The following is a 7,145-nucleotide window of genomic DNA, read 5'->3' as shown; positions in this document are numbered from 1 at the left end:
TCGCCGACGGTGTAGGTGGCGCGCGCCGCCCAGCGCGACAGCAGCTCGGCCTCCAATGCCGAGGTCTGCAACTCGTACAACACCAGGGCACCCAGCACCGCCCCCAATGCCACCGGCAGCAGCGCCGCTATGAAACGGGCGATCGGCGCTGCGAGCTGACGGACACGGATCGTGTCAGCGTGAGGCAGCGACGTATGGGTCTCTGACGCTGGTGGCGATGCCGTTGATTGTGCCTTGGTCCACATCTAACCACCGTGGGTATCCACCCTACAATGTAGCGACCGCCATCGGGCAGAACAACTGCAGTTTCTGCGGCACGACGTCCGCCACCATCGCGTCGCGGCCGGTACGGGGGCGCACCTGCCGCAGGCGGCTCAGCTGAGGGCGGCGACGGCTTCCTCAGTGCTGGGTCGGCCACATCGAGTCGCGGCCCCCGCGGCATGCGCCTAGCTACCACGGGCCAGGCCCGGAGCGCCGGGGCGTCGAGCCAGTGTGCGAACTGCGCGACGTAATCGGCCCGGCTCTTGTCGCGGTCTGCGTCTTTGTAGAGCTCGTGGTTGCCGATCCCCAGGTAGACAGGGAGTGCCCCGAATGGGACGATCTGGTTGGCGATGAAGTCGCCCCAGGCGTTGCGGCGATAGTCATCCAGGGTAAGAGTTCCGTAGTATTGGTGCTGGATGTCTTCATCGACGTCCGTCATTCGCCGGAAATCGCCGAGGTGCCAATAGAAATCGACCTGATGCCGGCGCGCCCCCTGCGCAATAAGCGGCATGACCACATCGCCGCAGTTCCGCGAATCACCGGCGACGGCGAAGCGCCAGACCCCCTTTGAAAGCCCCCAGAAATGGGGGCTTTTTTCTTGTTCGCCTGACGCGCATCTTGGGTTCGCGGCCAAGTGGCGAAGCAGGAGGAGGGAGGGAAGCGCCGCGGAAGCCCGGTGTGGGCGTCACTGTTGGCGCCGGCGTGTGGGTCGGCGTAAAGTTGGCCACCAGCGTCCGGTCGGCACTAGCGGTAAAGCTGTAGCTGGCCGAGGTGTTGACCGCGGCGGCAGCTCTGGTCTAAGCGTGGCCAATCGTGGGGATACGGCCACACCTGAGTTCACCGGCCGACTGGCCGAACTCATACGAGGAGAAGCCATGAATCCAGCCGTGGACGCAAACGCGCGTTTTGTTGATTCCGAGCCGGCGCTGCACGAGGAGGCGATCCGGGACGTCGGCTCCGACGACTTCGGCGACCCGTCATATCTGGAGGGGCTTCGCGTCGTGCTGGACGCCTACGACCGCGAGGCCAAGTTTCACCCGGCAGGTCGTCAAGCCGCGCGTGCGGGCCTGGTGCAGGCGCTGAAGGCGCGGCTGCGCTCACAGCTCCTGCTGAAAGAACACGCGGCGCGACTCCCCACCGAGATCCGGCGGCCGATCTTTGTCTTGGGTCTCGTCCGCACCGGCAGCACCGCACTGCATCACCTGCTCGGGCAAGATCCGGACACCCAAGCGCTCGAGTACTGGCTGGCCGCACACCCGCAGCCCCGCCCACCACGCAGCCAGTGGGCAGGTCTGCCGGACTTCCAAGAATCGGCGGCGGAGATCGAGGGCATGTACGCCTTCGATCCGTCCTTGAAGAGCATTCACCTGATGGCACCGGACCTGGCCGAAGAATGCCGCCACCTGCTGGCGCAGAGCTTTACCGACGACGCCTTCGAGGTGAACGCCACGGTGCCCTCCTACACCAAGTGGTACGAAAGCGGGCACCACGTCGCCTCCTACGCGCGCCATCGACAGCTGGTCTCCCTCATCGGCTCGACCAGCCCGGAGCGCCGTTGGATCCTCAAGTATCCCGTCCACATGAAGCACTTGCGCGCGCTACTGACGGTGTACCCGGACGCCTGCATCGTGCAGACCCACCGCGATCCGACGCAGGTGCTGTCCTCGTACATCAGTCTCATCGCCGGCTTCCGCGCCATTTACGAGCAGGACATCGACCGTACCGCCATCGCCAGGGAGCAGCTTGAAGTGTGGGCCGCGGGCGCCGACAAGGCCATTGCCGTGCGCGGCGAACATGCTCCCGCGCAGTTCTTCGACCTCTACTTCCGCGACTTCGTCGCTGATCCCATCGCTTCGGTAAAACGCATCTACGAGCGCTTTGGCCTGCAGCTCTCCGCCGAAGGCGAGCGGCGCATGCGCCACTGGCAGGAGAGCAACCGCGAGCACGGCAAGCACCGCCACACGATGGAGGACGTGGGCATTACGCGGGAGGATATCCTCGACCGCTTTGCGGCCTACATGCGGTATTTCGATCTCAAACCCGAGTGACGACCACAGCGTAGCGACGCCACACTATGGCGCGAGCTTCACCCGCTGGCCGTCACGTGTGGGAGGGTCACCCACGACGACGGCTTCGCCACCCTTGAGTCCACTGACGACGCGCACGCGATTGCCGACGTCGCCGGCGGTTTCGACGGCGACCCGACGGGCGTGGTCCTCGCTGACCACCCACACGAAATTATTTCCCTGCGTGTCGCGGCGCAGTGCGGCCACCGGCACGAGTACCGGTAGTCCCTGCGCGGCAGCCTTCTCCGCCTGCCCGATGGCCGTCGGCTCGGCAAGGAAGGTGACACGCGCGCTCATGTCCGGCAGCAAGCGCGCGTCAGGTTTGAGGATGTGCACCTCGACCCGCAGCGTCCCCTTCTGCCGGTCCACCTGCGGATAGAGCTTGACCACCTCGGCCGGGTACCGCGCATCGGGGTAGGCGTCAGGCGTGACCTGAGCGGGCTGACCCATACGGACGCGGTTGAGGTCGGCCTCGTTGACATCGACCTGCGCACGCATGTCCGACAGATTGGCAAGCCGCACCAGGTCACCCGAGCCCACGAAGCCGCCCGGAACCGCGATCTCACCCACCTCTTTGGTTTTAGCCAGCACCACGCCGTCGGTGGGGGCGCGCAGCAACGTATAATCGAGGTTCACACGGGCCTGATCGAGTTCGGCGGTCAGCTGCCCAACGGACGCGCGCGCCACCGCGGTCTTGTTCTCCAGGACATCGAGTTCTTGCTGGGAGATGACATGCTGGCCACGCAATTCGCTGCCGCGCCTGAGCTCGGACTCGGCCAGCTTCAGATTCGCCCGCGCCAGTTCCAACCCCGCTGCGGCACGGCCCACTGCGGCGCGGTAGTCGCGGTCATCGATCTGCACCAGCGGATCGCCCTTGTGCACGCTCTGGCCCTCTTCGACGAAGTAGCGATCGATACGCCCGGGAACGCGCACGCCAACGGAGACGTAGCGGTCGCCGGTGACCACATATCCCGAGCCCGAGAGAACCGGCAGCGGGCCGTCCTGGCCCGATGTGGACAGCGTCGCGTAGGCGACGACCACGGGCAGCTTGCGGCCGGCAATCGTCCAGACGGCAAGCGCGACGACTGCCGCAATGATCGCGAGTGAGACAATGGTCCGCGCCCTGCCCTTCCCTGCTGGCTTCACGGGCGCATTGCGGTCGATGCTCAACGAGGCAAGATCGTTGCGGAGCCTGTCCTGACGTTCAACCTCCGGGGTCGTCATGTCCCTGGTCACTCTCGCCCTCTCAGTGTCTGTGATTAAATCGATGCTGGGCTTGGCGTGCTCGCTCACGTCGGGCGGGAGCACCGCTCCCGCCCTCAAGGGATATTGGTGTCGCCCGCCGGCCTGATTCTTGAGGGCTGGAGCACTGCTCCAGCCCAGCGATTTCTTCACACGCTCTCAGACTTTGATGCTTCACTCCAGCCCCCTAAGCTTTGCGCAGCGCCTCAATGGGACGCAAGCGGGCAGCACGCCAGGCAGGCCCAAGGCCACCGCACACGCCGATGATGAGGGCAAGAACGAAGGCGCCCACCAGGTCGGATGCGGCGACGTGGAGCGTGACCACACTCGTGGTAAAGGTGCTGGCGCCAAAGGCCACGCTGCCGATCCACCATTCCAGCACGAGCGAAAGGCCCATAGCGCACCCGGCGCCGACGAGGAAGCCGACACCCGAGAGCGCCACTGACTCGATCTCGAATGCCGACAGGATGGCGCGGCGTGAAAAGCCCAGCGCCCGCAAGGTTCCGATCTCCGCCGTCCGCGCTTGCACGGCGGCGTACATGGTGTTGGAGGCACCAAAACCCGCGCCGATCCCGGCGAGCACGGCGATCCCGACCACCAGCACGTACAGCGAGTCCGCCGATTTCGCCTGCTTGGCGTAGTAGTCGGTCTCACGCTGCGCTTCGAGCGCGTAGCGCGGGTCGTCGTTGATACGCCGCCGCAGCGGTTCCAGATCCGCGGGTGCCGCCACGCGCAGGCGGATGCCGGAATAGGGGAAAGTGCGCTTCGCGTCATTGGCCAACTCCCGCACGTCCACCCACACTTCGCTCTCGAACGACGAACTGCCGGCGTCGAAAATTCCCACGACCTTCCATTTGCCCCGCCCGAACTCGAGCGCATTCCCGAGCTCGGCCCCGGCGTACCGCCCCAGCACGCCGCGGCCGACGACAGCCTCGTGTGCGCTCGGCGTGAACATGCGGCCCTCGCTGATGCGCACGCGGTCATGCACCGCGAGCGCAACCGGCTCGACCCCACGCACCAGGACGTTCTCACGGCCGCCACTGCGCGTACGGAAGAAGGGTTGCACCACCAGTTCCGGCGATGCCAGCGGCCGGTCCTCCGCATCGCGCGCAATGCCGTCGAAAAAGCGGACGGCGTGGAAGGCTTCCAGCGACAGCTGGCTGGAGCCGTCGTTGTCGGAGCCTTTACGCATCACCACCAGATTCAGCGGGTCGCCGCTGGTCGCAAAGGTCCGCTTCAGGCTCGATATCAACCCGAGAAACAGGGTGCAGGCGACGACGACGAGCGCGATGACGCCGGCGGTCATCAAGCTGCGCCCGGGACGCGCCCGCAGGTTGCGCAGGCTGTAGGACAGCGGCAGCAGCATCAGAAAATCTCGTGCAGTGTCTCGGCCACCGACTTGCGCGCCGCGCCGTACGACGGCACCACGCCGGCCAACAGCCCGACGAGCAGTGACAAACAGATGCCCTGGACGATCACCGGTACGGTGACGATGAAGTTGCCGAGCGGGCCGAGCGCTTCGCTCCAACCTGAAAACACCCGCAGGGCTCGCGTCAAGCCCACCGCGATCAGGACGCCGGCGCCGCCGGCGAATGCCGACAGCGTGGCGGTTTCCGCCAGCAGTGTCCCGAATATCACGCGACGCCCGAAGCCGATCGCCTTGAGCACCGCGATTTCACCGGCACGCTCGCGCACGGCCATGGACGCCGTGTTGGCGGCGATGAACACGAGGCACAGCGCCACCAGCGCCGTGACGATGAGAAGGATGGTGACGAAACCCTGCAGCGAGCCGAAGAAATTCGAGAAGAAACTCTTCTCCGTCTCGCACGCCGTCTCCGCTTCGCTGTTGCGTGACAGATCGTCGATCGTGCGCATGATCGCGTTCACCCGATTGGGATCGCTGGCGCGCACCCAGATGATTCCGGCAATCCCCAGACCCGAGCGGCCCTGGGCCTTGAGCGCCTGGTCGAGATACTCGCGGTTCATCCAGAACAAAGGGGCGATGTCACTCGCGATCTCGCCGACGATACGGAAGTCGAGGTTGACCGGCCACACCGTGCTGCGCAGGGTCACCCGATCTCCGATCTTCCAGCCGTACTTGTGCATGATCTGCCGCCCCACGATGGCGCCGTCACGATAGCGCCGGAAGTCGGCCAATTGCTGCGCCGTAATCGGGTAGTCAGGGTACACCGCGCCGATATGTTCCACCTCGACGGCGAAGTTGGGAAACGTGACTCGTCCCGCCTCCTCGAAGGCGCCGCCGAACCACGTCATCGCCACAGCGGCGGCGACACCGTCCACCTGGCGGACCTTGCGCACGAACGACTGCGGCATCGAGTAGACGATGCCGGCCTTATTGTGCACGGAAATGCGGGTGTTGTTGGTGGCATTGGCCAAGAGCGCGTCGAGGCCGGCGGGCATCGTCAGCAGCAAGCACACCAGGACGACGGCCAACATGATGGCACCACCGGTGAGCGCGGTGCGCAGTTTGTTGCGTCGCAGATTGGCGAGGACAAGACCGGCGTACTTCACGGTCCCACACGGATGCCGGCAACGGCGCCGCCGAGTGCTGGCGGGTGCCCCGCCGCCGCCATGAGCGCCGCGGCGGCGCGCGCCGCGTCCTCGCCTTCGAGGAGCACGCCTTTGTCGAGGTGATAGGCATCGTCAACGTAGCGCAGCGCGCGCGGGTCATGCGTCACCATCACCACCGTTTTACCGAAGTCCTGCTTGAGCTGGCGGAGCAGGGCGAGAATCGCCTCGGCGTTGCGCGCGTCGAGATCGCCGGTGGGCTCATCGGCGACGATGAGGTCGGGGTCGGTCACGATGGCACGCGCGATGGCCACCCGTTGCTGCTCGCCGCCCGACAGCGTGCGGGGGAAATGGTCGAGCCGATGTTCGAGCCCGACGATGCCGAGCGCCGTCTCCGCGCGCCGGAGCCGCTCGGCCTTGCCGAGGTGGGTGAGGAGCAACGGCAGCGCCACGTTGTCCCGTGCCGACAGCACGGGGATCAGATTGAAGAACTGAAAGATCAAGCCGACGTGGCGGGCACGCCAGTGCGCCAGTTCGTCTTCGGAGAGATCGTTGAGCCTCTGCCCGGCAACGAGCACCTCACCTGCATTAGGCCTATCGATACCGGACACCAGGTTGAGCAGAGTCGACTTTCCGGAGCCGGACGGTCCCATGAAGCTGACGAAGTGGCCGGCCGGGATCGAGAGCGATACGTCCTCCAGAGCGTGCACCTCATCCACCCCACGCACGTAGCGACGCGAGACGTTGCGGATGACAATGACGGGGGACTCAGCCTGCGCGCGCATGGCGGCGGCTATCCTAACGCAGCGTGCTGGTTCACGCGAGAGGCCGAACTATGGAGCATGGTCGACTGCTGCACCTGAAAGAGAAATCTGTCAGTATGCCACCAACATGATCATGCCGGTGGCATCATCGTCTCTCCACGTCAGCAAGGGGACATGTCACGTCCTGTTTGCCTACGAAGTCGGGCTGTCGATCGACCTCGACCAATGCGAGCGCAAGATCACGACACTCACCCAACGGGAACACCTCCGCCACAAACGCCGG

At 65.5% G+C, this 7,145-nt stretch carries 7 protein-coding genes; 2 read left to right on the top strand and 5 right to left on the bottom strand.

Annotated elements, in window-relative coordinates; all coding sequences use genetic code 11:
• Window positions 1-245: hypothetical protein (locus VF515_04200; GenBank protein HEX7406837.1), on the bottom strand; the 245-nt coding region annotated here is incomplete at its 3' end.
• Between the two features lie 245 nt (window positions 246-490).
• Here VF515_04200 and VF515_04195 point away from each other — a divergent pair.
• Window positions 491-832, top strand: coding sequence for a hypothetical protein (locus VF515_04195; GenBank protein ID HEX7406836.1), 342 nt, complete (start codon window positions 491-493; stop codon window positions 830-832).
• Between the two features lie 304 nt (window positions 833-1,136).
• A complete protein-coding gene (locus tag VF515_04190; protein ID HEX7406835.1) occupies window positions 1,137-2,309 on the top strand; it encodes a sulfotransferase in 1,173 nt (390 codons plus the stop codon).
• A gap of 24 nt (window positions 2,310-2,333) precedes the next feature.
• On the opposite strand, the gene VF515_04185 is transcribed toward VF515_04190, so the two are convergent.
• From VF515_04185 to VF515_04170, 4 genes are all read right to left on the bottom strand, one after another.
• Window positions 2,334-3,563, bottom strand: a complete 1,230-nt coding sequence (locus tag VF515_04185; GenBank protein ID HEX7406834.1) for an efflux RND transporter periplasmic adaptor subunit — start codon at window positions 3,561-3,563, stop codon at window positions 2,334-2,336.
• A 193-nt stretch (window positions 3,564-3,756) separates the two neighbouring features.
• Window positions 3,757-4,935: an ABC transporter permease gene (locus tag VF515_04180; GenBank protein ID HEX7406833.1), complete on the bottom strand. Its 1,179-nt coding sequence runs from the start codon at window positions 4,933-4,935 to the stop codon at window positions 3,757-3,759.
• Complete coding sequence (locus VF515_04175; GenBank protein ID HEX7406832.1) at window positions 4,935-6,101, bottom strand: FtsX-like permease family protein; 1,167 nt, start codon at window positions 6,099-6,101, stop codon at window positions 4,935-4,937. Before VF515_04175 ends, VF515_04180 begins: the two co-directional genes overlap by 1 nt.
• The gene (locus VF515_04170) at window positions 6,098-6,883 is read right to left on the bottom strand and encodes an ABC transporter ATP-binding protein (GenBank protein HEX7406831.1); all 786 of its coding nucleotides are present in this window, start codon (window positions 6,881-6,883) and stop codon (window positions 6,098-6,100) included. The genes VF515_04175 and VF515_04170 overlap by 4 nt, the downstream gene beginning before the upstream one ends.
• Between the last annotated feature and the right edge of the window lie 262 nt (window positions 6,884-7,145).

It is taken from the genome of Candidatus Binatia bacterium (assembly GCA_036382395.1).
In the GTDB taxonomy this organism is placed as follows: domain Bacteria; phylum Desulfobacterota; class Binatia; order HRBIN30; family HRBIN30; genus JAGDMS01.
Note: the sequence above shows the minus strand (reverse complement) of the source record. Positions and strands in the feature narration are given on the sequence as shown.

Bases quoted from the DNA above. Each gene is read 5' to 3' on its own strand.
- VF515_04190 (HEX7406835.1), top strand. From the start codon at position 1,137: ATGAATCCAGCCGTGGACGCAAACGCGCGTTTTGTTGATTCCGAGCCG.
- VF515_04180 (HEX7406833.1), bottom strand. From the start codon at position 4,935: ATGCTGCTGCCGCTGTCCTACAGCCTGCGCAACCTGCGGGCGCGTCCC.
- VF515_04170 (HEX7406831.1), bottom strand. From the start codon at position 6,883: ATGCGCGCGCAGGCTGAGTCCCCCGTCATTGTCATCCGCAACGTCTCG.